The sequence below is a fragment of the uncultured Porphyromonas sp. genome (genome assembly GCF_947254915.1).
GTDB lineage: Bacteria > Bacteroidota > Bacteroidia > Bacteroidales > Porphyromonadaceae > Porphyromonas.
In genome coordinates, this window is sequence record NZ_CAMYEZ010000152.1 from 1 (window position 1) to 3,560 (window position 3,560).

At 52.3% G+C, this 3,560-nt stretch carries 3 protein-coding genes; all 3 read left to right on the forward strand.

Annotated features, from left to right (window positions below; genetic code table 11):
* The first annotated feature begins 212 nt into the window (after positions 1-212).
* Positions 213-1,256 (forward strand): transcription antitermination protein NusB, encoded by a 1,044-nt coding sequence (locus Q0X57_RS07840; protein WP_297729892.1) that lies wholly within the window; start codon positions 213-215, stop codon positions 1,254-1,256.
* Positions 1,257-1,331: 75 nt separating this feature from the next.
* Positions 1,332-3,335 (forward strand): LptF/LptG family permease, encoded by a 2,004-nt coding sequence (locus Q0X57_RS07845; protein WP_297729894.1) that lies wholly within the window; start codon positions 1,332-1,334, stop codon positions 3,333-3,335.
* 31 nt (positions 3,336-3,366) lie between these two features.
* On the forward strand, positions 3,367-3,560 hold a 194-nt coding region (locus Q0X57_RS07850; RefSeq protein WP_297729895.1), incomplete at its 3' end, for a 3,4-dihydroxy-2-butanone-4-phosphate synthase.

Here is a 3,560-nt window from a genome sequence, read left to right on the forward strand (position 1 = left end):
GTGCTAGAGTCTGGGACTATAATGTCTTAGTGCTGGAAATAAGTCAAGGATGACCGTCTCCGATACCTTTTTTTGTACCTTTGTGGCGGATCTAGGGTGGTCAGCAGGGCGGAAGCCTTGATTTTAGTCCATCGCAGACCACATACAGAGTAGGGTAGTGCCCTCCTCGTAACTATTTGCTCCTAGTATATTCATCTATTCCATAGAGTGATATGATCAATCGGTCTATCGTACGCATCCGCGTCTTCCAGCAACTTTACCAGTCTATCTCTAGCGGTCGTCTAGATGTGGCTCTGGCGGACCAGTCGCTCACGACCTCCCTACGTCACACCTACTACCTCTACTACTATTTACTAGATCTGATACGTGCGCTCGCGGCCTATCAGAGGGAGCTCTTGGAGATACGTGAGCGGCGCTTCCTCAAGTCATCGGACGAGGTGCCTCCTCGTAGGCTCTCGGAGATGACTCTCGTCAAGGAGATAGCTCGCTGTACGGAGATACAGAATCCGCTAGACGAGATGCAGAGGCGCTGGGAGCAGGACGAGCAGTTGCTCCGTACGCTCTACAATGTCGTTGAGTCAGACCCCTCCTACAGCGCTCTACCTGAGGATGTCTCTACGCTCTCTATGCAGGAGCAATGTGACTATTGGTGTAATCTACTCAAGCAACTCTTTCGTACAGCGGAGCTCAATGAGCATCTTGCGGCAACCTCGTTTTACTGGGCCGATGCGACCGCTATCTGCGAGCGCCTAGATGTTGAGGAGATGCCTACTGTGGATCAGGTGGAGGCGACGGTAGAGCGTCTCAAGGGATCGGATGATTATCGTGTCATCCCCTTTACCAATCAGCCAGTGATGACGATACAAGACTTTGCACTGAAGACTTTGCGCCGTGGTGCTAAGGATGGCTTAGAGCTACCAAGCGACCTGCTCCCTATGTTTCACAGTGATCGGGATCGTCTCTATGCGCATCAGCTACTCTCGGAGACGCTCCTGCATCGTGAGGAGTATGACGCCATGCTGACGCCACGACTAGATAACTGGGATCAGGACCGTGTGGCGCTGGTTGATATGATCCTGATGGAGATGGCTGTGGCGGAGGCGCTCAGCTGCCCTGACATAGCGCTCGTCGTGACGATCAATGAGTACATCGAACTGGCCAAGGTGTACGACAACTCTAAGAGTGCCTCCTTTATCAATGCCGTGCTAGACAAACTCTTTACAGACTTGAAGAACGAGGGCAAGCTCATAAAGTAAAGCTTACTCCTACCCAATCCTACGATCATGCAAGTAAGAGGTATGCGTCTGCGACCGAAGATCATGTACATCTTTATGGTGAGATCCTTCTTGCCGCTCCTACTGATGACGCTACTGATCTGCTGGTTTGTAGTCTTGATGCAGTTCCTCTGGCAGCATATTGACGACTTGGTCGGCAAGGGTATGGATGTGGGGGTGCTGCTGGAGGTGATCTTCTATGCAGGGCTCTACGTCTTGCCTACAGCTGTCCCGCTGGGAGTCTTGCTGGCATCGCTGATGACCTTCGGCAATCTAGGTGAGCGACTGGAGCTCCTTGCGATGAAGTCGGCTGGAGTGCCTCTGAGCAAGATCATGAAGCCACTGGTGATCCTCGTGACTTGCATCGCTCTGGGGCTCTTCGTCTACCTAGATAGAGGCGTGCAGAAGGCCAGTGTGCGAGTTTATCAGATACTCTTCTCGGCACGCTATGCGCGTCCAGAGCTGGAGCTGCCGAAGGGCATCTTCTTCAACGGTATCGATGGCTACAGTATCTACGTAGGGGACAAAGATGTGGCAACGAGCACGCTCTACAATGTGATGATCTATGACCTCTCGGAGCAACGTGCACCACGTATCATCCTAGCCGATACGGGACGCCTGCTGATGGACGATAGCAAGCTCTACCTTATTATGTCGCTCCGGAGTGGTGAGAGCTTCGAGCAGCTCAGTAGTCAGACGACGCTGATCCCCGGCAGCCAAGCTTCGGATGAGCGTCCCGCCTCATATATTAAAGAACACTTTACGGAGAAGGTGATCTTCATCCCCTTTGATGCCAACTTTGAGATGATGGGCGATGACTACCTCAAGTCTCAGTTCGTTGGCAAGAACCTTCAAGAGCTTATTAACTACAGCGATAGTACCCGCATGGCGGCAGACAGCGTGGGGCGTCATGTGGGGAGCAACGTACTCTTTGATATACATACCAAGCTCCAGCCACCTGGGCAAGCAGATCTGGGCACGATGATTCCAGGTGCTAATCTACAAGCTGCTGCTTGGCTAAAGCAGGATCAGCTCTCGCATCTACCCTTTGCCACAGTCTCTGCTCGTCGGCTGGACCATGACGAGCTACTGGTGTCAGGGTATAGCGACGCTTCGCCAACGCACTACACGCTGGATACGCTGATGGATAGAGCCTCCGATCAGAATAAGTTGATGGGCTACAAGCAAGCCCTAGAGTGGCTCGACAACCTCTCCTCGTCGGTGCAGATAGCCGACACTTACTATGACGATGCCGCCTCGGACTACCGTGTCAATGCGCAGGAGATGCACCGCAAGTTTACCTTCCCAGTGGCTTGTCTGCTCTTCTTCTTCGTGGGCGCTCCGCTAGGAGCCATCGTACGCAAGGGAGGCGTGGGGACACCGATGGTCTTGGCAGTGCTCATCTTCATCATCTACTACGTCATTGATACCTTCGGCCTGAAGATGATCAATAGCGGACAGATCCCCGTCTGGGCGGGTATGTGGCTATCGAGTGCCGTGATCCTACCGCTAGGAGCTTTCCTCACTTACAAGGCTTCGCGAGACTCAGCTACGCTCAATGCCGATGCCTACGTGGTCTTCTTCCGTCGCTTCTTCCACCCGAACTACGCAAGACAGCTGGAGTACAAGGAGATTATCATAGAGCCTGCCACTACTGAGGAGGTGCTACGTGATATAAGTCAGCTACAACGTCAGATGGACGCACTGCGCAGTATGACTTATGCGCGGAGTAAGGGACTAAGACTGGACTGCTTGCCCGACTTTGCCACAGCGTATCAGCAGCTTTACGAGCAGCTAGAGGAGACAGTCGAGACGCTCCACAACTATCCCGACAAGTATGTCTTCGCACAGCTCATCAACATTCCTCTCCTGGGGAAAACATTGGCAAGTAGCCTCTGGCAACGCAAGCTATATGTCTGGATTTGTATACCTTTGCTACCAGTCTCCCTGCCAGTGATGCTATACCTAGCGGTGGCTCTACGGCGCAACGAGAGACAACTGAGGCTGATGTCTCCTATACTGAACCATATTGTCAAGCAGATCAAGTCACAGACAGAGTGATCTGTACCTTATACATACTATTCCTGAAACCATGAATCAAGACTTCAAACTAAACTCCATCGAGGAGGCTATAGAAGATTTCAAAGCTGGCAAGTTTGTCATCGTTGTTGATGACGAGGATCGTGAGAACGAAGGCGACTTCATCACGGCTGCCGAACTGATAACGCCCGAGAAGGTCAACTTTATGATGCGCTACGGGCGTGGAGTCCTCTGCACACCTATCAC

What these genes read in the sequence shown, in the direction of transcription:
- Q0X57_RS07840 (WP_297729892.1), top strand. Translation starts at nt 213, where the DNA reads ATGATCAATCGGTCTATCGTACGCATCCGCGTCTTCCAGCAACTTTAC.
- Q0X57_RS07845 (WP_297729894.1), top strand. Translation starts at nt 1,332, where the DNA reads ATGGTGAGATCCTTCTTGCCGCTCCTACTGATGACGCTACTGATCTGC.